The 19,736-nt window shown below is 60.7% G+C and carries 21 protein-coding genes; 11 read left to right on the plus strand and 10 right to left on the minus strand.

Annotated elements, in window-relative coordinates:
• The first annotated feature begins 16 nt into the window (after positions 1-16).
• The 8 genes from rimK to rlmC all read left to right on the plus strand — a co-directional run bounded on the left by rimK (position 17) and on the right by rlmC (position 7,919).
• A complete protein-coding gene (gene rimK, locus QDT79_RS12475; RefSeq protein ID WP_197816468.1) occupies positions 17-919 on the plus strand; it encodes a 30S ribosomal protein S6--L-glutamate ligase in 903 nt (300 codons plus the stop codon).
• A 136-nt stretch (positions 920-1,055) separates the two neighbouring features.
• Positions 1,056-1,535 carry a type III secretion system chaperone family protein gene (locus QDT79_RS12480; protein WP_063989388.1) on the plus strand — a complete coding sequence of 160 codons (480 nt, stop codon included), beginning with the start codon at positions 1,056-1,058 and terminating at the stop codon, positions 1,533-1,535.
• A 405-nt stretch (positions 1,536-1,940) separates the two neighbouring features.
• Complete coding sequence (gene potF, locus QDT79_RS12485; RefSeq protein WP_063989389.1) at positions 1,941-3,050, plus strand: spermidine/putrescine ABC transporter substrate-binding protein PotF; 1,110 nt, start codon at positions 1,941-1,943, stop codon at positions 3,048-3,050.
• A gap of 122 nt (positions 3,051-3,172) precedes the next feature.
• Positions 3,173-4,306 carry a putrescine ABC transporter ATP-binding subunit PotG gene (gene potG, locus QDT79_RS12490; protein ID WP_060443364.1) on the plus strand — a complete coding sequence of 378 codons (1,134 nt, stop codon included), beginning with the start codon at positions 3,173-3,175 and terminating at the stop codon, positions 4,304-4,306.
• Between the two features lie 24 nt (positions 4,307-4,330).
• Complete coding sequence (gene potH, locus QDT79_RS12495; RefSeq protein WP_308316571.1) at positions 4,331-5,293, plus strand: putrescine ABC transporter permease PotH; 963 nt, start codon at positions 4,331-4,333, stop codon at positions 5,291-5,293.
• The gene (gene potI / locus QDT79_RS12500; RefSeq protein WP_025302238.1) at positions 5,290-6,135 is read left to right on the plus strand and encodes a putrescine ABC transporter permease PotI; all 846 of its coding nucleotides are present in this window, start codon (positions 5,290-5,292) and stop codon (positions 6,133-6,135) included. The genes potH and potI overlap by 4 nt, the downstream gene beginning before the upstream one ends.
• A gap of 104 nt (positions 6,136-6,239) precedes the next feature.
• On the plus strand, positions 6,240-6,719 hold the full coding sequence (locus QDT79_RS12505; RefSeq protein WP_308316572.1) for a YbjO family protein: 480 nt from the start codon (positions 6,240-6,242) through the stop codon (positions 6,717-6,719).
• A 69-nt stretch (positions 6,720-6,788) separates the two neighbouring features.
• Positions 6,789-7,919: a 23S rRNA (uracil(747)-C(5))-methyltransferase RlmC gene (gene rlmC / locus QDT79_RS12510; RefSeq protein WP_063989392.1), complete on the plus strand. Its 1,131-nt coding sequence runs from the start codon at positions 6,789-6,791 to the stop codon at positions 7,917-7,919.
• A 32-nt stretch (positions 7,920-7,951) separates the two neighbouring features.
• Here rlmC and artJ (QDT79_RS12515) read toward each other — a convergent pair whose 3' ends face one another.
• From artJ (QDT79_RS12515) to QDT79_RS12540, 6 genes are all read right to left on the minus strand, one after another.
• Positions 7,952-8,686 carry an arginine ABC transporter substrate-binding protein gene (artJ, locus tag QDT79_RS12515; RefSeq protein WP_063989393.1) on the minus strand — a complete coding sequence of 245 codons (735 nt, stop codon included), beginning with the start codon at positions 8,684-8,686 and terminating at the stop codon, positions 7,952-7,954.
• Positions 8,687-8,886: 200 nt separating this feature from the next.
• Entirely contained in the window at positions 8,887-9,555 is a 669-nt protein-coding gene (artM, locus tag QDT79_RS12520; RefSeq protein WP_033637817.1) for an arginine ABC transporter permease ArtM, read from the minus strand.
• Positions 9,555-10,271: an arginine ABC transporter permease ArtQ gene (artQ, locus tag QDT79_RS12525; protein WP_025159684.1), complete on the minus strand. Its 717-nt coding sequence runs from the start codon at positions 10,269-10,271 to the stop codon at positions 9,555-9,557. The genes artM and artQ overlap by 1 nt, the downstream gene beginning before the upstream one ends.
• 9 nt (positions 10,272-10,280) lie before the next feature.
• Positions 10,281-11,012: an arginine ABC transporter substrate-binding protein gene (gene artJ / locus QDT79_RS12530; protein WP_107227700.1), complete on the minus strand. Its 732-nt coding sequence runs from the start codon at positions 11,010-11,012 to the stop codon at positions 10,281-10,283.
• Positions 11,013-11,044: 32 nt separating this feature from the next.
• Positions 11,045-11,773, minus strand: coding sequence for an arginine ABC transporter ATP-binding protein ArtP (gene artP, locus QDT79_RS12535; RefSeq protein ID WP_038884338.1), 729 nt, complete (start codon positions 11,771-11,773; stop codon positions 11,045-11,047).
• Between the two features lie 264 nt (positions 11,774-12,037).
• Positions 12,038-12,580: a lipoprotein gene (locus QDT79_RS12540; protein ID WP_049202208.1), complete on the minus strand. Its 543-nt coding sequence runs from the start codon at positions 12,578-12,580 to the stop codon at positions 12,038-12,040.
• A 159-nt stretch (positions 12,581-12,739) separates the two neighbouring features.
• On the opposite strand from QDT79_RS12540, the gene QDT79_RS12545 reads away from it, so the two are divergent.
• Positions 12,740-13,063 (plus strand): heavy metal-binding domain-containing protein, encoded by a 324-nt coding sequence (locus tag QDT79_RS12545; RefSeq protein WP_004928400.1) that lies wholly within the window; start codon positions 12,740-12,742, stop codon positions 13,061-13,063.
• 49 nt (positions 13,064-13,112) lie between these two features.
• On the opposite strand, the gene QDT79_RS12550 is transcribed toward QDT79_RS12545, so the two are convergent.
• Entirely contained in the window at positions 13,113-14,627 is a 1,515-nt protein-coding gene (locus QDT79_RS12550; RefSeq protein WP_308316573.1) for a DUF3300 domain-containing protein, read from the minus strand.
• A 187-nt stretch (positions 14,628-14,814) separates the two neighbouring features.
• Here QDT79_RS12550 and QDT79_RS12555 point away from each other — a divergent pair, with 187 nt between their 5' ends.
• Positions 14,815-15,651, plus strand: a complete 837-nt coding sequence (locus QDT79_RS12555) for an N-acetylmuramoyl-L-alanine amidase (RefSeq protein WP_107227702.1) — start codon at positions 14,815-14,817, stop codon at positions 15,649-15,651.
• Here QDT79_RS12555 and QDT79_RS12560 read toward each other — a convergent pair whose 3' ends face one another.
• Both QDT79_RS12560 and QDT79_RS12565 read right to left on the minus strand, forming a co-directional pair.
• Positions 15,652-16,662 (minus strand): 3-beta-hydroxysteroid dehydrogenase, encoded by a 1,011-nt coding sequence (locus tag QDT79_RS12560; RefSeq protein WP_004928393.1) that lies wholly within the window; start codon positions 16,660-16,662, stop codon positions 15,652-15,654.
• A 158-nt stretch (positions 16,663-16,820) separates the two neighbouring features.
• Complete coding sequence (locus QDT79_RS12565) at positions 16,821-18,260, minus strand: DUF2867 domain-containing protein (protein WP_308316574.1); 1,440 nt, start codon at positions 18,258-18,260, stop codon at positions 16,821-16,823.
• A 151-nt stretch (positions 18,261-18,411) separates the two neighbouring features.
• On the opposite strand from QDT79_RS12565, the gene QDT79_RS12570 reads away from it, so the two are divergent.
• Positions 18,412-18,759, plus strand: coding sequence for a DUF1294 domain-containing protein (locus QDT79_RS12570; RefSeq protein WP_107227703.1), 348 nt, complete (start codon positions 18,412-18,414; stop codon positions 18,757-18,759).
• Here QDT79_RS12570 and QDT79_RS12575 read toward each other — a convergent pair whose 3' ends face one another.
• Positions 18,760-19,587: a MurR/RpiR family transcriptional regulator gene (locus tag QDT79_RS12575; protein ID WP_107227704.1), complete on the minus strand. Its 828-nt coding sequence runs from the start codon at positions 19,585-19,587 to the stop codon at positions 18,760-18,762.
• Positions 19,588-19,736 lie beyond the last annotated feature (149 nt).

A 19,736-nucleotide genomic window follows, 5' to 3' on the forward strand; every position in this document is an offset into this window, starting at 1 on the left:
GCTTTTGGGGTGACGAGTGAAAATTGCCATTCTTTCTCGCGACGGAACGCTCTACTCATGCAAGCGGCTGCGTGAAGCGGCGGAAGATCGCGGGCACAGCATCGATATCATCGATCCGCTCTCCTGCTACATGAACATCAATCCGGCGGCGCCGACCATTCATTATCGCGGCCGCCAACTGGAGCGTTACGATGCGGTGATCCCGCGCATCGGCTCCGCCATCACCTTTTACGGCACGGCGGTGCTGCGCCAGTTCGAGCTGCTCGGCAGCTACCCGCTAAACGAATCTGTGGCCATTACCCGCGCCCGCGACAAGCTGCGTTCGCTGCAGCTGCTGGCGCGGCAGGGCATCGATCTGCCGATCACCGGCTTTGCCCATTCGCCGGACGATACCGGCGACCTGATCGAGCTGGTCGGCGGCGCGCCGCTGGTGGTCAAGCTGGTGGAGGGCACGCAGGGCATCGGCGTGGTGCTGGCGGAAACCCGCCAGGCGGCGGAAAGCGTGATCGACGCCTTTCGCGGCCTGAACGCCCACATCCTGGTGCAGGAATACGTGCGCGAGGCGCAGGGCAGCGATGTGCGCTGCCTGGTGGTCGGCGGCCGAGTGGTGGCCGCCATCGAACGTCAGGCCAAGCCGGGTGAGTTTCGCTCCAACCTGCACCGCGGCGGCACCGCCCGCAAGGTGACCATCACCGCCAGGGAGCGGGCGATCGCGGTGAAAGCGGCGAGCACGCTGGGGCTGGACGTCGCCGGGGTGGATATCCTGCGCGCCGATCGCGGCCCACTGGTGATGGAGGTCAACGCGTCGCCGGGGCTCGAAGGCGTGGAAACCACCACCGGGCTGGACATCGCCGGCATGATGATCGAATACATCGAGCAGCGCGGCCGGCCTGGCTTTCGCCTGAAATCCGGCGGTTGACGGGGCGGGCGGTGCGCTTTTCCCGCCGAGCAATATCTTAATTAGTGAATTAAGCCGCATTGATCGTGGCGTATCGGGTGAATATTCCGTAAGCTATGCGCCTTTTCGCGTATTGAATATTGTGAGGCTGGTTATTATGGATTCACTCATTGTCCCCGATTTGGCGCTGTTGCGGCGCTGGCTGGATCAGTCGGGCATTTCTTTCTTTGAGTGCGATTCCTGCCAGGCGCTGCACCTGCCGCACATGCAGAACTTCGACGGCGTGTTCGACGCCAAGATAGATCTGGTGGACAACGTCATCCTGTTCTCCGCGCTGGCCGAGGTGAAGCCGACCGCGCTGATCCCGCTGGTGGCGGACCTGAGCCAAATCAACGCCAGTTCGCTGACCATCAAGGCGTTTGTCGATATTCAGGACGACAACCTGCCGAAGCTGATCGTCTGCCAGTCGCTGAGCGTGGCGGTCGGCATCACCTACGAGCAGTTCACCCACTTCATGCAGCAGGGCGAAGAACAGATCTCGATGGTGATCCTCGAGGCGCGGGCGAACGATCTGCTGTTTATGGGTGACGAAGAAGAGATCCCCGCTGGCGCCGCGCGTCAGCCGATGCTGCACTGATCCTTGCCATACCTTAAGCATGCCGTCGCTCCGGCGGCATGCTGCCGTTATTCCCCTCCGCAATAAAATATTCTGCACTTTGGCCTTTGCCGCCCGATCTTTCTCGCCTTTTGTGCCGTTAATGGCGTATCACATAGAGAAAACTGCATAAAAAATCGATAAAAGGCGTTTTTTACCCTGGGGGCTGGCGGGTTGCGATGGCAGCGGCTATGCTGCTGATTCTGCAAAGGGCTTGCGATTTCCCTTGTAACCACGCGAGCAGGGCAGTGCAAAAAGGCGCATGCAATCATATGCATAGCCATTCATTTCGCGGTTGCAACGATTGCGCTCAATCAGGAAAGGTTTTGTATCGCTGCAGATACAAGTTCAATTCTATGATTTACCCTGTTTTGGAGGAAGTTACGGATGGTCACCCTACGTAAAAAGTGGTTATCGGGTGTGGTTGCCGGTCTGTTGATGGCCGCGTCCGTCACGGCGTCAGCCGAAGAGAAAACGCTGCACGTGTATAACTGGTCCGACTATATCGCGCCGGATACCCTGGCCAAATTCCAGAAAGAAACCGGCATCAAAGTGGTGTACGACGTCTTTGACTCCAACGAAGTGCTGGAAGGCAAACTGATGGCGGGCAGCACCGGTTACGATTTGGTGGTTCCTTCATCCAACTTCCTCGAGCGTCAGTCGCAGGCCGGCATCTTCGAGCCGCTCGACAAAAGCAAAATGCCCAACTACAAGAATCTCGATCCTGAGATGCTGAAGCTGGTGGCGCATAATGACAAAGACAACAAATACGGCATCCCTTACCTGATGGTGACCACCGGCATCGGCTACAATGTCGACAAGGTGAAGGCGGCATTGGGCAAAGACGCGCCGGTCGACAGCTGGGATCTGATCCTCAAGCCGGAAAACCTCGAGAAGCTGAAAAGCTGCGGCGTCTCCTTCCTCGATGCGCCGAGCGAGGTTTACGCTACCGTGCTGCACTACCTGGGCAAGGATCCCAACAGCACCAATGCGGCGGACTATACCGGCGCGGCCAACGATTTGCTGCTGAAGCTGCGGCCAAACATTCGTTACTTCCACTCTTCCCAGTACATCAACGATCTGGCTAACGGCGATATCTGCGTGGCGATCGGTTGGTCCGGCGACGTGATGCAGGCGGCCAACCGCGCCAAAGAGGCGAAGAACGGCGTGAACGTGGCCTATGCGATCCCGAAAGAAGGGGCACTGACCTACTTCGACATGTTCGCCATGCCGGCGGACGCCAAGAACAAAGACGCCGCGTACCAGTTCCTGAACTTCCTGATGAAACCTGACGTGATGGCGGGCATCAGCAACTATGTCTATTACGCCAATGCGGTGAAGGATTCCACGCCGCTGGTGAACGCCGAGGTGCGCGATAACCCGAACGTCTATCCGCCGGCCGATCTGCGCGCCAAGCTGTTCACGCTCAACGTGCAGTCGCCGAAGCTGGACCGTGTCATTACCCGCGCATGGACTAAAGTTAAAAGCGGGAAGTGATGATGGGGGGATAGCCCCCCATCGTCGGTAAACCGGCAGGCGGCGATCCCCGCCTGCATTGCCGTTTTGGGCCACGGCGCTCGCCGTGGTTTTGTGCCGCTTTACGCCGGAGAGCACCCCGATTGAACGACGCCATCCCTCGTCCTCAAGCCAAGTCGCAGAAGGTTTTCACCCCTCTGCTGGAAATTCGTAACCTCACTAAAACCTTCGACGGGCAGAATGCGGTTGAAGACGTCAGCCTTACCATCTACAAGGGCGAGATCTTTGCGCTGCTTGGCCCGTCCGGCTGCGGCAAGTCCACCTTGCTGCGCATGCTGGCCGGCTTCGAGCAGCCTTCGGAAGGGCAGATCGTGCTCGATGGGCAGGATATGTCGCACGTGCCGCCGTACCAGCGGCCGATCAACATGATGTTTCAGTCTTACGCGCTGTTCCCGCACATGACGGTAGAGCAGAATATCGCCTTCGGCCTGAAGCAGGACAAAATGCCGCGGGCGGAAATCGCCGAACGGGTGGCGGAAATGCTGGCGCTGGTGCACATGCAAGAGTATGCCAAGCGCAAGCCGCACCAGCTTTCCGGCGGCCAGCGGCAGCGGGTGGCGCTGGCGCGCAGCCTGGCCAAGCGGCCCAAACTGCTGCTGCTGGATGAGCCGATGGGCGCGCTGGACAAGAAGCTGCGCGATCGCATGCAGTTGGAAGTGACCGACATTCTCGAGCGCGTCGGCGTGACCTGCGTGATGGTGACGCACGATCAGGAAGAGGCGATGACCATGGCGGGGCGCATCGCCATCATGAACCGCGGTAAATTCGTGCAGATCGGCGAGCCGGAAGAGATCTACGAGCACCCGAACAGCCGCTTCAGCGCCGAATTTATCGGCTCGGTCAACGTCTTCGACTGCGTATTGCAGGAGCGGCACGACGACGCGCTGATCCTGCAAAGCCCCGGATTGCGCCATGCGATCAAGGTCGATCCGGACGCCTCGGTGGTGGACGGCGTGCCGATCCAGGTGGCGCTGCGGCCGGAAAAGATCCTGTTGTGCGAACAGGTGCCGGAAGACGGCTGCAACTTCGCGGTGGGGGAAGTGGCGCACATTGCCTACCTGGGCGATTTGTCCATCTATCACGTGAAGCTGCACAGCGGGCAGATTATCAGCGCCCAGCTGCAAAACGGCCACCGTTTCCGCAAGGGGATGCCCACCTGGGGCGATGAAGTGCGTCTGTGTTGGGAAACCGACAGCTGCGTCGTGTTGACGGTGTAGTGGAGCCGGTGAGGAGTAACCCGTATGAGCCTGCTTTCTGAACGCACGCCGGAGCCGCCGGCCAAAACGCCCGGCACCTTCAAGGCGCTGTTCCACCGCCTGCTGATGGCCCATGGCCGCAAGCTGGTGATCGCGCTGCCGTATTTATGGCTGACGCTGCTGTTCATGTTGCCGTTCCTGATCGTGTTCAAGATCAGCCTGGCGGAGCTGGCGCTGGCGGTGCCGCCCTACACCGAGCTGATGAGCTGGGTGGACGGCAAGCTGAACATCGCGCTCAACTTCGCCAACTACCTGCAGCTGACCGACGATCCGCTGTATATCGACGCCTATCTGCAGTCGCTGCGCGTGGCGGCGGTCTCGACGCTGTGCTGCCTGATCATCGGCTATCCGCTGGCCTGGGCGGTGGCCCACAGCAAGGCGTCAACCCGCAACATTCTGCTGCTGCTGGTGATCCTGCCTTCCTGGACCTCGTTCCTGATCCGCGTCTATGCCTGGATGGGCATTCTGAAAAACAACGGCATTCTGAATAACTTTCTGATGTGGCTAGGGGTGATCGATCAGCCGCTGGTGATCCTGCACACTAACCTGGCGGTGTATATCGGCATCGTTTATTCCTATCTGCCGTTTATGGTGCTGCCGATCTACACGGCGCTGATCCGGCTGGATTACTCGCTGGTGGAGGCGTCACTGGATCTGGGGGCCCGGCCGCTGAAAACCTTCTTCAGCGTGATCGTGCCGCTGACGCGCGGCGGCATCATCGCCGGTTCGATGCTGGTGTTCATTCCGGCGGTGGGCGAGTTCGTGATCCCGGAACTGCTCGGTGGGCCGGACAGCATCATGATCGGCCGCGTGCTGTGGCAGGAGTTCTTCAATAACCGCGACTGGCCGGTGGCCTCGGCGGTCGCTACCATCATGCTGCTGTTGCTGATCGTGCCAATTTTGTGGTTCCACAAACACCAGAACAAGGAAATGGGGGGGCAGGAATGAACAACTTGCCGGTAGTGCGTTCACCGTGGCGCATCGCCATCCTGACGGTCGGCTTTACCTTCCTGTATGCGCCGATGCTGATGTTGGTGATCTACTCTTTCAACAGCTCCAAACTGGTGACGGTGTGGGCCGGCTGGTCCACGCGCTGGTATACCGAACTTTTCCACGACTCGGCGATGATCAGCGCGGTGGGGCTCAGCCTGACCATCGCCGCTGCCTCCGCCACCGCCGCGGTGGTACTGGGCGCCATCGCCGCGGTGGTGATGGTGCGCTTCGGCCGCTTTCGCGGTTCGACCGGTTTTGCGTTTATGCTGACCGCACCGCTGGTGATGCCGGACGTGATCACCGGCCTGTCGCTGCTGCTGCTGTTCGTGGCGATGGGGCACGCTTTCGGCTGGCCGTCGGAACGCGGCATGTTCACCATCTGGCTGGCGCATGTCACGTTCTGTACCGCTTACGTGGCGGTGGTGATCAGCTCGCGCCTGCGCGAGGTGGATCGCTCGATCGAGGAAGCGGCGATGGATTTGGGGGCGCCGCCGCTGAAGGTGTTCTTCGTCATCACCTTGCCGATGATCGCGCCGGCGCTGATCTCCGGCTGGATGCTGGCGTTTACCCTGTCGCTGGACGACCTGGTGATCGCCAGCTTCGTCTCCGGCCCGGGCGCCACCACGCTGCCGATGCTGGTATTCTCCAGCGTGCGCATGGGGGTAAATCCGGAAATTAACGCGCTGGCCAGTTTGATCCTGCTGGTGGTGGGCATTCTCGGCCTGATCGCCTGGTGGTTTATGGCGCGCTCGGAAAAGCAACGATCGCGCGAATTGCAGCGGGCGGCCCGTAGCTGAATCGTAACAAACCTGCTATTTTTGCAATCAATAAGTATTGCAACTAACTACCTGACTTTACATGCGCCATCTGTATTGGTGGCGCGTCGTAGCGGAACACGGATATGTCAGACATGCTGAAAAGCGGGCAGGGAATGAGATCGACTTCGGATGCGCCGGTGCCGGTGATGGTGGCGGGCACCGCCATGGTGGCGATCAAGTGTATCAGCGTGGTGTTGCTGTTGGGCGAACTGGGCGTCGACGGTGCGCAGGAGTTCGTCAACACCAGCGCGCAGGCATGGGATTCTACCTTTATTTTTCTGGCCGGCCTGTTGCTGCTGTGCCTGCAAATCAGCTGCGGTTTTGCGGTGATGCGCGGGCGCAACTGGGGGCGCTGGGGCTATGTGGCCTGCCAGTGCATTGTGGTGGTTTACCTGCTGTTGGCCACCATCGGCAGCGTCTTTCCCGAGGTGTTCACCGTGGAAGGCGAAACCAGCGGCCAAATCCTGCACGTTCTGATCCTGCAAAAGATCCCCGACGCGGTGATCCTGGCGTTGCTGTTTGTTCCCACCGCCAGCCGCCGCTTCTTCACCGCGCGCAAGTGAGATTTTAGGCGCGCGGAGTGGTAAACTCTGCGCCCTTAATTCGTCACCCTGAACTTCACGGTAATCTTCATGCATTGCGCTTTGTATACGGCGGGCACTTGCCGTTCCTGTCAGTGGCTGGAAAAGCCCTATCCGCAGCAATTGGCCGACAAACAGCATCACCTGCAATCGCTGCTGGCCGGGCGCGACGTCGCGCAGTGGCTGCAGCCGGCGACGGGGGAACTGAGCGCATTTCGCAATAAAGCCAAGATGGTGGTCAGCGGCAGCGTGGAGCGCCCGCTGCTCGGCATGCTGCACCGTGACGGCACGCCGGTCGATCTGAGCGACTGCCCGCTGTATCCCGCCGGTTTTGCGCCGATGTTTGCGGTGCTGAAAAGCTTCATCGCCCGTGCGGGCCTGACGCCGTATAACGTGGCGCGCAAACGCGGCGAGCTGAAATACCTGCTGCTGACCGAAAGCACGCTCGACGGCGGTGTGATGCTGCGTTTCGTGCTGCGCTCGGAAACCAAGCTGGCGCAGCTGCGCGCCGCGCTGCCGTGGCTGCAGCAGCAGTTGCCGCAGCTCAAGGTGATCTCCGCCAATATTCAGCCGGTGCACATGGCGATCATGGAAGGGGAACGCGAGATCGCGCTGACCGAACAGCAGGCGCTCGAGGAACAGTTCAATCAGGTGCCGCTCTTCATCCGCCCGCAAAGCTTCTTCCAGACCAACCCGCAGGTGGCCGCCGATCTGTATGCTACCGCCCGCGACTGGGTGCGCGCGCTCGCTATCGACAGCATGTGGGATCTGTTCTGCGGCGTCGGCGGCTTTGGCCTGCACTGCGCGCAACCGCAAACGCGGCTGACTGGCATCGAAATCAGCGCGGAAGCGATCGCCTGCGCGCGCCAGTCGGCGCAGCGGTTAGGGCTGTTGCACGTCGATTTTCAGGCGCTCGATTCCACCCGCTTCGCCACCGCCGAAGGCCAGGTGCCGCAGCTGGTGCTGGTCAACCCGCCGCGGCGCGGCATCGGCCAGGCGCTGTGCGATTATTTGGGCCGGATGGCGCCGGACTCTATTCTCTATTCCAGTTGCAACGCCGAGAGCATGGCGAAAGATATCGAGATGTTGCCGGGGTACCGCATCGAACGGGTGCAGCTGTTCGACATGTTCCCGCATACCGCACACTACGAAGTGCTGACGCTGTTGGTGCGGATTTTATAAAACATAAGGCCCGGTTATCCGGGCCTTATTGCTTACTGCGGGAACCACTTGTCGTTGATGGCCTGGTAGGTGCCGTCGGCCTTGATGGCGTCCAGCGCGGCGTTCAGCTTGGCCAGCAGCGCCTGGTTATCCGGGCGCACCGCGATGCCGAGACCGGTGCCGAAGTATTGCGCATCGGTGATGTGCTCGCCCACCGGCGCCAGCTGCGGGTTGGTTTTCAGCCACTCGTTCACCACGGCGGTGTCGCCGAACACGCCGTCGATACGGCCGTTTTTCAGCTCCAGAATGGCGTTCTGGTAGCTGTCGTAAGAGACGGTGTTAATCTCCGGATGCTTGTCCTGCATGTATTTCTGGTGGGTGGTGCCGTTTTCCATGCCGAGCTTTTTGCCTTTCAGATCCGCCAGCGAACTGAACTTGCCTTTTTGCGCGATCACGATCGCCGAGTTGGCGTAGTAAGGCTGGGTGAAGGCGACCTGTTTGCTGCGCTCCGGCGTGATGTCCATCCCGGAAATCACCGCATCGTATTTCTTGAATTTCAGCGCGGCGATCAGGCTGTCGAACGCCTGGTTGGTGAAGGTGCACTGCGCCTGCATCTGCTTGCACAGCGCGTTGGCCAGATCGATATCGAAGCCGACGATCTGGTTGTTGGCGTCCAGCGATTCGAACGGCGGGTAGGTGGCGGAAGCGGCGAAGCGGATAGTCTCGGCCGCGGTGGCGTTAAAGGTCATCCCGGCCAACATCGTCGCGGCAAGCAGCAGTTTTTTCATGCGTAGAGCTCCTGTCTGGATCCTGAAAGTGATTATTTCGCTATCGTTTGTTTTTACTGGTAATCGCCAGAGATTTTTGCGCGTGCGTCTGCTGATAACCCTGCCATTGAGTGAATTAAAATGCAATGTAAATGATTAAATATTGCTGTAGGGATAAAAAAAGCCCCGCACAATGGCGGGGCTCATGGGGAGAGGCGGCCTCAGTTGCGGCGCTCAAACGCCAGCGCGCGGCGCTCCACCAGCCGCATCAGCAGCGTCAGCAGGCCGTTGACGCACAGGTACACCAGGCCCGCGGCGCCGAATACCATGACGTCGTAGGTGCGGCCGTACATCAGCTGGCTGTAACCCATCACCTCCATCAGCGTGATGGTGTAAGCCAGCGAGGTGCTTTTGAACACCAGCACCACTTCGTTGGAGTAAGACGACAGCGCGCGCTTGAAGGCGAACGGCAGCAGGATGCGCAGCGTCTGCCGGCGCGACATGCCCAGCGCTTCGCATGACTGCCATTGCCCGGCGGGAATGGCGCGCACCGCGCCGTAGAACAACTGCGTGGTGTAGGCCGCGCTGTTCAGCGCCAGCGCTATCATCGCGCACAGCCAGGGCTGCGACAGCAGGTTCCACAGCCACGGGTAGTCGCGGATTGCCGGGAACTGACCGGGGCCGTAGTAGATCAGGAAGATCTGCACCAGCAACGGCGTGCCGGTGAACAGCGTCACGTAGATCTTGACCAGCGGCGTCAGGATCGGCGTTTTCAGCGTCAGGATCACCGTCAGCAGCAGCGACAGCACCAGCGCGACGATCAGCGCGGCAACGGTCAGCGTCAGGCTGGTGTGCAACCCTTTGAGGATCTCCGGTAAATACTCAATCATCAGACCGGCCCTCGCTCAAAGCGCGTGGCGCGCAGCTCAATGCGTTTGATGACGTATTGGCTGAACAGCGTCACCAGCAGGTAGATGGCTGCCGCGATCACATACCAGGTAAAAGGCTCCTGGGTGCGGGTGGCGATACTCTTGGTTTGCAGCATCAGATCGTTCACGCTGATCAGCGACACCAGCGCGGTGTCTTTCAGCAACACCAGCCACTGGTTGCCGAGGCCGGGCAGGGCGTGGCGCCACATCTGCGGCATGATCAGGCGAAAGAAGATCGCGGCCTTGCCGAGCCCCAGCGCCTGGCCGGATTCCCACTGCCCCTGCGGTACCGCTTTGAGCGCGCCGCGCAGCGTCTGCGAAGCGTAGGCGGAATAGAGCAGGGCCAGAGCGATCACCCCGCACAGGAACGGGCTGACTTCGAAATTGTCGATCGCCAGCTGAATCGGCAGCTGGAACAGACCGAGGTTGAGGGTAAAGCCGTCGGAGAGCATCAGCAGCAGCTGCGACGAGCCGAAATAGATAAACAGCACCACCAGGATTTCCGGCAGGCCGCGCAGCACGGTCACCCAGGCGGTGCCGAGCCAGCTGACCGCTTTCCAGCGGGACGATTCCCATACGGCGAACAGCATCGCCAGAATCAGCCCGAGGATCAGGGCGCAAACGGCAAGGCCGACGGTCATGCCGGCGGCGCTTGCTAAAGGTTGTAATTCATTCATCGGGGCGTATTACTGCTGGAACCATTTTTTGTAGATGGTTTCATAGGTCCCATCCTGCTTGATCTTGTCCAGAGCGGCGTTGAACTTGCTCTGCAGATCGGTGTTCTTCTGGCGTACCGCGATGCCGAGGCCGGTGCCGAAGTAGTCTTTATCCGTCACTTTGGCGCCCACTGCCGCCAGCGCGTCATTCTGCTTCAGCCATTCGTTGACCACCGCGGTATCGCCGAACACCGCATCAACGCGGCCGTTCTTCAGATCCAAAATGGCGTTCTGGTAGCTGTCGTAAGGCACGGTGGTGATTTCCGGGTGCTTGTCGGTCAGGTATTTCTGGTGGGTGGTGCCGTTTTGCACGCCCACTTTCTTGCCTTTCAGCGCCGCCACGTCGGCGATTTTGCCTTTCTGCGCGATGAACAGCGCCGAGTTATCGTAGTACGGCTTGGTGAACAGCACCTGCTTTTCACGCTCCGGCGTGATGTCCATACCGGCCATCACCGCATCGAAACGCTTGAACTTCAGGCTCGGGATCAGGCTGTCGAACGCCTGGTTGGTGAAGGTGCACTCGGCCTGCATCTCTTTGCACAGGGCGTTCGCCAGATCGACATCAAAACCCTGAATCTTGTTGCTGGCGTCAATAAATTCAAATGGAGGATAGGAGGCTTCGGTAGCGAAACGGATCGTTTCGGCTGCGGAGGCGGAAACGCTGATGCCGGCCAGAACGGCGGCGATTATTAGTTTTTTCATCGCAAACTCCCCAAATTACAGCAAGTTAATTGTTAGTGTGATAAGTAGTTGGCAAACTCGGTGGTCCGCGGCTGCGTGAAGTGGCTGCTGTCGCCTTGCTCTACCACGTGGCCGTTTTCCATGTACACCACGCGGCTGGCGGTCTTGCGCGCCACTTCCACTTCGTGAGTGACGATCACCTGCGTGATGCCGGTGCCGGCCAGTTCGCGAATGATGCTGACGATCTGCGCGGTGATTTCCGGATCCAGCGCCGCGGTCGGTTCATCGAACAGCAGCACCTGCGGTTCCATCATCAGGGCACGGGCGATCGCCACGCGCTGCTGCTGGCCGCCGGAAAGGTGAAGCGGGAAGCGATCGGCGAAGTCGGTCAGGCGCAGACGCTTGAGCAGCTTGTCGGCACGCTCCATCGCCTGAGCCTTGGTCAGACCCAGCACGCGGCAAGGCGCTTCGATCAGATTCTGAACCACGGTGAGGTGAGGCCACAGGTTGTATTGCTGGAAGACCATGCCGACATTTTGGCGCAGTTCGCGAATGGCTTTCTCGCCCGGCGCCTGCTTGAAGTCGAATTGGTTGCCGGCGATCTGCAGTTGGCCCGAACGCGGCATTTCCAGCAGGTTCAGCACCCGCAGCAATGAACTTTTCCCGGCGCCGCTTGGGCCAAGCAGCACCAGGGTTTCCCCGGCTGGACAATCCAGCGTGATGTCAAACAGCGCCTGGTGAGCGCCGTAATAGCAATTGATACCGTTAAGTTGAATACTCATGCGCCAGAATTGAATAGACATTGATGCCGCAAATGTTAACTTCCACAGAATACTTATGCAATCTTTGTGCGTTAAAATTTATGAGTGTGCGGCGGGACAGTAAAAGATTAGCACAAGATACCGCGACTCAAGCCGAGGGAGGGGATTTGTGGCGCAGGCTGTGAGATCGGTAGCGAAATTTTTTCTATTGGACGAAATTCGAGCGGTGGACGGACGGCGGGGATGACCGACGCGGTAAGCCCGCGTCGGCCGGGGTATTGCGGGTTACTGGTTTTCCAGCACCTGGCGCACGCTGCCGTTGGTGGCGTGCGCTGGAACATTCAGGTAGCGAATATCATCAACTACCCAGCAGGTCCCTTCGCGCACCATCAGCACTTCGTCCTGCCAGTTCACGGTGCTGTTGGCGTCTTTTTGGTAGCTCAAGTCAACGCGCAGCGGGATGTTTTTCGCATCGGTGTTAGGAATGGTCGAGGCGCTGGCGACGGAGGCGCTGCTTGGCCCCTGCGCATTGCCGGAGAACAGATCGCCGGTTATCCGGTGCTTGCCCGGGTTCTGACCGGCGCTGACCAGATCCTGATACAGCACTTTGCTCAGATAGGGCTGCAGCTGCGCCAGGCGGTTGCTGTCCGGCAAGCCGGCACCCTGCTGGATGCGCAGGTCATAGAATTTTTGCGCGACCGTATCCGGGCCGCCTTCCACACAGCTGCCGCTGCGGGTGCCGATATCCTTGTATGCCGGTTCCACCGTGGTACAGGCACTCAGCAACAGCGCTAAGGGTAAAACAGCCGCAATCGTTTTTGTTTTCATCTTATTACCTTATGTGAAAGTCTCTACCATGAAGACCGATAGCTTACAGTATAAATGCGTTTTTTGGCCTTGCATTCGTACTGCGTGCCATTGATTAAGCGAACATAACGCCAATCTTCTGGTCATAGATACGTTGAATTAATCAAACAAGGAATTCTGATGCAGCTTTCAACTACCCCGACCCTGGAAGGGTTCACCATCACCGAATACTGTGGCGTCGTCACCGGCGAAGCGATCCTCGGTGCCAACATTTTTCGTGATTTCTTCGCCGGCGTGCGCGATATCGTCGGCGGCCGCTCGGGCGCTTATGAGAAAGAGTTGCGCAAGGCGCGCTTGATTGCGTTCGAAGAACTGGAAGATCAGGCGAAAGAGCTGGGCGCCAACGCGGTGGTCGGCATCGATATCGATTATGAAACCGTTGGCAAAGACGGCAGCATGCTGATGGTGACCGTCAGCGGCACCGCGGTGAAAGTCAGCCGCTAACGCCATTCTCCGCGCCCCGGCCGTTCTGCCGGGGCGACATCCTGTTGGTTCATCCCACCTTGTGCTGCTCGACGATCGGGCGGTGTTCCTGCGGTTTCACCGGCGCCGGCGTCTGGCGATGCGATATCGGCTGAGCGGACGGCTGGTGGATCTGCGGCGCCGGGGCAGGATGCGGCATGACGCGTGCTTGCGGCACCGGTGCCGGGCGGACTAACGCCGGATGCTGCGTTGCGGCCGGTTCACGCACCATCGGCTGAACGACGTGCGGCGCTTCCTGAACCAGAGGGCGCACGGCAGATGGATGCACCGACGCGACGGCCGGCATCGGATGTGTCTGTACCGGTGCTGAATGCACGGCCATCGGCTGCTGCGCGTGGGGCGCCGTAGGCGCGGTATGCGTGAACGTCGGCATGCTCATCGGTTGCCGCACATGGGGCGCGTTTATCGGCTGTTGCACGTGCGGCGCGGCCGCTACCGGCTGAGTATGCGCAAAGTTCGGCAGGGTCATCGGCGCATGGGCTGCAGGCGCGACGCGCGGCTGCGCGCCAGGCGTCGGCTGGCTGAAATGCGGCGTCGGCGCGGCGGTCGTATTGCTGTAGTTATTCACCGTGTGGGTGCTGCGATTCACATTGTTGACGTTGTTATATTGATTGATGTTGGTGACGCGATTTACCACGGTGGTGGAATGCGACACGTAGGGCGCATTGCGGTAGACCACCGGTTGGCGTCGATCGTCCCAGCGCATATCCCAGCTATGCCAGCCGCTGTTGTGCTGATTGAACAATGAGGCGACCGCGATGCCGACGCCGAAGCTGATCGCGCCGGCTGCCAACATGTCGCCGCCGCTGTAGCCTGAAGGTTGATACCGATAGCTCGGATAGGCGGGGATCGGCGTGCCGTAGGCCACCCAAGGGTCGTAATGCGGGACGTAAACCGTATCCGGCTGGCTGGGTTCGATGACGATGGTTTCGCCCGGCGCCGCCACCACGCTCTGACGATAGGGCTGCTGTTCGACATAACGCGTCGTCGGCGCTACGACGATGCGCTGCTGTGGGCTGTTTTTCAGCGTGCCCTGTCTGGCCGCCCGCTGGCGCATCACCTGAATGGCGTTCATCACGTCGGTGGGATCGTTGAGGTAGGCGCTGCCCAGAGCCGTGGTCCAGGGGATATTTTTTGCCATCTGATCGAGTACGTCGGGGAATTGCACCAGGCCGCGCACGCTGGGATCCCAGGGTTGAGCGTCGGCTGCCGAGCTGAGTGCCGCCGGCTGCAGGCCGCGGTTTTGCACCAGCCAGGCATCTGCGGCGCTGATTTGGTCGGGATAACCTGCGCCGGCCAACACCTGCGCCAGCAGCTTGTCGGGGAACAGCGCCACCGGGCTGACCAGCTGGTACAGCTGATCGGCGGTCAGCGGCGTATAGGCCGGCGCACTCACATTGGCGGCGGGAGCGGTCGGGGGCGGGGCGCTTGCGCCCATCGCGTCGGCGACTTTTTGCCGATCGCAGCCGCTGAGCGGCAGTATGGCGGCGCAGAGCAACCAGGACAGATAGCGTGGGGTGAACATGTTCGACTCCGCTCTTTCAGCGCAGATGATACTTTGAGACTATCATGGGCGTGAGAGGCCGCCAGTCGGGAGAAACACCCGCTTGCACATCGGCGTTGTCTGTCATCATTTCTCGATGAGCGTGATGCTTGGACACAGATTAATCGCGCGGCGTTACCGCTTTCACGGACGTCAATCAGGAGGATAAGTGAAAATTTGGCCAGGGATCATCGCCGCCGCGCTGTTGGCGGGATGCCAAAATCCGCAGCAGGACACGCTCGTTGATCGCGGCGCTTACCAGCTCGAAACCCTGCATCAGGCGCAGGGTGCCGATCAGCGCATCCGGTTTTTGGTGATGCACTACACGGCGGAAGACTTCCATTCATCGCTGAAAACGCTGACCGATGAACATGTCAGCGCACACTACCTGCTGCCGGCGCACCCGCAGCGCGAGCACGGTAAACCGACGGTGTACCGGCTGGTGCCGGAGGCGATGCGTGCCTGGCATGCCGGTGCCAGCGGCTGGCGCGGGCGCAGCAACCTCAACGACACCTCGATCGGCATCGAAATCGTCAACAAGGGTTTCACCCGCAGCATGCTGTTCACCCACTGGCAGCCCTATACGGCGGAGCAGATCGCTGTGCTGATCCCGCTGAGCCGCGACATCATCCAACGCTACGGCATCCAGCCGCAGGACGTGGTGGGACACAGCGACATCGCGCCGCAGCGCAAACAGGATCCCGGCCCGCTGTTCCCTTGGCGGCAGCTGGCGCAGGCCGGCATTGGCGCCTGGCCGGACGAACGAGACGTGCAGCGCTTGCTGGCGGGGCGCGATCGTCATGCGCCGGTGCCGATGGCGGCACTGCTCGAAAAGCTGGCGCGTTACGGCTATGCGATCGATCCGTCATGGGATGCGCGGCAGCAGCGCAATGTGCTGGCGGCGTTTCAGATGCACTTCCGGCCCGACGATGTGCGCGGCGAGCCGGATGCAGAGAGTGAGGCGATTGTCGATGCGCTGCTGGTGAAGTACGGCGCGGCGCGTTGATTACAGGCCGTGCAGCTTACCGTGATCTTTCAGCCAGCGGGCGGTGCGCGCGATGCCTTCTTCCAGCGAGACGATCGGCTGATAGCCCAGCTCTTGCTGCGCGCGGGTGGTATCGAGCGTGAGGTCGAAGTTGAGTTTGGCGACGCCGTAGTGGGTCAGCACCGGCTCCTTCTCGCTTTTGCTGCCGAGGCGTTCCATGCCGCGCGCCATCATGTCGAGCATCGGATAGGGGACGGAGCGGATGCGGCATTTCATGCCCAAATCGTCGATCAGCTGCTGCACCACGGTGCGAAGCGGGCGCGGCTGCTGGTTGGTGATGTTGTAGGCGCGGCCGGACGGCGTATCTTCTTTTAGCGTCGCCAGCCACATGGCGTGCACCGCATTCTCCAGGTAGGTCATGTCCACCATCGCCGCGCCGCCGCGCGGCAGCAGCAGGTTGCCGTAGCGTTTGATCATCTGTAGCAGCCTTGGCAGCATCACCTTATCGTGCGGCCCGAACAATCCCTGCGGGCGCAGAATGGTGAAATGGGTCTGCGGATTGGACAGCGCCAACTGCTGGATCACCTGCTCGCCGGCGGCCTTGCTGCGCGCGAATTCGTTGGCGTAGCGCTGCGGGCGGAAATCTTCGGTCACGTTGCGGTGATGGTGGTAATCGAAATAGATCGCCGGAGAAGAGATGTGGATGAACTGCGCCACGCCGTAGGCCGCCGCCCATTCGCCGAGGCGGCGGGTGGCGCGGACGTTGGCCAGCTCGAAGGCCTCTTCGGTGCCCCAGGGCGAGGTAAAGCTGGAGCAGTGCCACAGCACGTCGACGTCGGCCAGCATCGCCTTGGCCTGCGAAGAGATCAGATTGGTGAGATCGGCATGAATGAACTCAGCGCCCATTTTTTCCAGCAGGCCGCCCATCGCCTGGTTGCGGCCGGTGGCGCGCACTTTGATGCCCTGGCGGCGCAGATATTCAACGGCGTTACGGCCTAACCCACTGGTGGCACCGGTGACCAATACCTTCATAACGGACTCTATTCTCACCCAAAATCGGAATACCGGCGGGCGCTTGCGGCGCCTCCAGCAAATAAGATGCCATTCTTCCGTGATTTCGTGCGCTATGCAATCGGAAAGCCCCGAAGCACAGCGGCAAACTGTGCGGTTGATCGACAAATGAACGCCGTTCAGCGCTGTTGGCGGTCCAGGCACTCGGCAAGCTCGGCGATGCGCTTCGCCATGCCGCGAAAAATGAACAGGTGTGCGGGCATCATGGCGAACCAATACAGCAGCCCGCTGAAGCCGGCCGGATGCCACCAGGCGCGCACGTCCAGCGTGCGGCGATCGCCGTGATCGGTAATGGTGAAGCTCAGCCGCCCCAGTCCCGGCGCCTTCATGCCGAACAGCAGCGCCAGTTGCCGCAGCGGCTTCAGCGTGATGACTTTCCAGCCGTCGATCTCGTCGCCCAGCGCCAGGGTCGCGCGTGCCGGGCGGCCATAGACCACGCCGTTGCCGATCATGTCGTCCATGCGGGCGCGGATCCGCCACAGAATATTGGCGTAGAAATAGCCTTCTTCGCCCCCCAGCTGCTGCACCGTTTGCCACAGGGCCTGGCTGGAGGCGGCGGTGTCCAGCGAACAACCGGCCTGTTTCGGATAGTAACCGTAGCCGGGGCGCCAGCGAGCCCGCGCCGCCGGATCGTAGCCCCAGTCGGCGGAATCGACCACCTCCTGTTCGCGCTGCAGCGTGGTGGCGACCGCCTGATCAAAGGTGTGCAGCCGCTGCGGGATCAGGGCCTGCAGCGGCCGGCCGCCGGCGGGCAGATCGTGCTTCAGCCCCTGGATCAGCGCGCGGGCGATCGGCGTCGGCACCGAGGTGATCAGGCTGATGAACCACACCGAAATCAGCCGCGTCGGCAAAGGGATCGGGATCAGCCAGCGCCGCTTGCCGCTGAGGGCGATAAAGCGTTTGAACATATCCTGATAGCTGAGGTATTCCGGCCCGGCAACGTCGAAGATGCGGTGTTCCTGTGCCGGGTGCGCCAGCAGATCGGCCAGATAAACCAGCAGGTTCTCCAGCGCCACCGGCGACGACTTCGAGCGCACCCAGCGCGGCGGCGTCAGCACCGGCAGGTTATAGACCATGTCGCGCATCACTTCGAACGCCGCCGAGCCGGGGCCGACGATGATGCCGGCGCGCAACTCGGTCACCGGCACGCCGCTCTGGCGCAAGATCTCGCCGGTCAGGCGGCGGGCCGCCAGGTGCGGTGAGCTGTCGTCGTTCGGCTGCAGCGCGCCGAGGAAGATCACCTGTTTGACGCTGGCATTGCGCAGCGCGTCGCGCAGGTTTTCCGCCGCCTGGCGCTCCTTCTCGATAAAGTCGTCGCCGTCGCCCATCGCATGCACCAGATAGTAAAGCGTATCTATCTCCCACAGCGCCGCGCTCAGGGTTTCCGGGCGATACAGATCGGCATACAGGCAGTTGACCTGCGGCCAGTTCCGCTCCTGCAGCCACTCGATGCGCCGCGCGGCGGCGGTAATCTGGTGCCCCTGTTCGATCAGGTGCGGGATCAGGTTCTGGCCTATATAGCCGCTGGCTCCAAGAACCAGTACGCGTTGGGGTGTCATCGGGCCGCCTTGTGCGGTAGAGGATTGGCTGAACGACAGGATGCCAAATCCCGGGTTTAAATGCACTTTTTGTATGGGTATAAGCCGGTTGCATACGTCGCGGCGCGAGTTCACACTACGCGCCCCCTTACCGAACGAAAAACCGGATGTCATGAAGCTCAATGTGATTTGTTACGCCCTGCTGGGCCTGGTGCTGATCGCCAGCCTGTTCTCGCTGCATCCGGTGTGGATGTGGTTGCTGTTGGCCAACCTGCTGACGTTTCTGATCTACGGCGGCGATAAGCTGGCGGCGCGCAAGGGGTGGCGGCGGGTGCCGGAGGCGACGCTGTTGCTGTTCGGCGCGCTGGGCGGGTGGTTGGGCGCACTGGCGGCACAGCAGCTGTTTCGCCACAAAACCCAGAAGCAGCCGTTTAAAACCTGGTTCATCCTCAGCGTGGCGCTCAACCTGGTGGCGGTGCTGGGGTTGTGGTACTGGGTTTATGGCCGCTGGATCTTCTGATTACAACAACAGCGGCAGGGTAGCGCTGGCGGTGGCCTGCATCGCCTGAGCGTAGGCGGGATCGCGCTGAGCCAGTTCGGCGATCATCAACTCCACCAGTAGCATGGCGCCGACCTTGGCCGGCAGGGCGCCGGCGGTCAGCGGCCCTTCCGGTTTGGCCGCCACCAGCAGCGTATCCGCCATTTTAGCCAGCGGGCTGCGTTGGGTGTTGCTGATTGCGATCACGCGTGCACCGCGCCCTTTGGCCAACGCCACCGCATGCAGCACGTCTTTGGTGGAGCCGGAGCTGGAGATGACGATCAGCAGATCCTGCTCACTCAGCGAGGCGGCGTTCATCGCCGCCCGGTGCATGTCGCTGAACAGTTGCGCCGGTTTGCCGAGGCGCAACAGTTTGTAGTGCAGGAAATCACCGATGATGGCGCTGGCGGCGACGCCGTAAATCTGCACCGAAGCGCAGCGCTGCAGATTGTCCGCCGCCTGTTGCAGCGCCTGCGGATCCAACAGCGCGCCGGTATCCCGCAGCGCCTGCACGCTCTCCTCCACCAAATTTTCCGCCGCGCTTTGCCGCGTCGTCGCCTCCGGCTGGTTTTGTTGCAGGCTGAGGGCCAGCGCCATTTTAAATTCGGTATAGCCTTTACAGCCCAGATGGCGGCACAGCCGCGTGACGCTGGCTTCGCTGGTGGCGCTTTCACGTGCCAGTTCGGTGATGGTCAGGTAAACGGCGCGGGAGGGCTCCGCAAGAAGATAGTGCCCGAGCTTTTGCAGCGTGGGGCTGTACCCCGCCAAATCCTGCCGCAGCCGCAATAACAAGTTGCCTGTATTCATCACGTTACCTTTCTGAGTATTCCCGTTTCTATTGTGGCGGAAAGACGCCGCCGCTCGCCAGCGAAATCGACGGATTGTGAAGCCGATCATCGTTATGAATAAAATTTTCATTAAATTAATTTTAATGTGGTAAAAATTTTCATCATAAAAAT

It is taken from the genome of Serratia marcescens (assembly GCF_029846115.1).
Lineage (GTDB): Bacteria > Pseudomonadota > Gammaproteobacteria > Enterobacterales > Enterobacteriaceae > Serratia > Serratia marcescens_L.